Source organism: Leptotrichia sp. OH3620_COT-345, from assembly GCF_003932895.1.
Classification (GTDB): Bacteria; Fusobacteriota; Fusobacteriia; order Fusobacteriales; family Leptotrichiaceae; genus Pseudoleptotrichia.
Window position 1 is genome coordinate 1 of record NZ_RQYW01000227.1, and the last position, 224, is coordinate 224.

The window sequence follows — 224 nt, forward strand, 5'->3', positions numbered from 1 at the left end:
AACAGTTTAAACTGGACGATATCGGGAGAAGGTTATGTATCGAGAAGCGATATGCATAGAAAGTTCCTTGTAGTGGATGAGATATTTGAGGCAAAATCATCATATTATACATATGGAGCGGCATTGAAGAATGAGATAAGCAAAGAGTTCAGGACGAGTGAAAGAACGAGTATAAAGCCTTATGGAAGTTTAAAACTTGAATATGGAAGATTTGGAAGTATAAA

Annotated in this window: 1 protein-coding gene; it reads left to right on the forward strand. The window is 35.7% G+C overall.

Annotated features, from left to right (window positions below; translation table 11 throughout):
• On the forward strand, positions 1-224 hold a 224-nt coding region (locus EII29_RS11865; protein ID WP_125237637.1), incomplete at both ends, for an autotransporter domain-containing protein.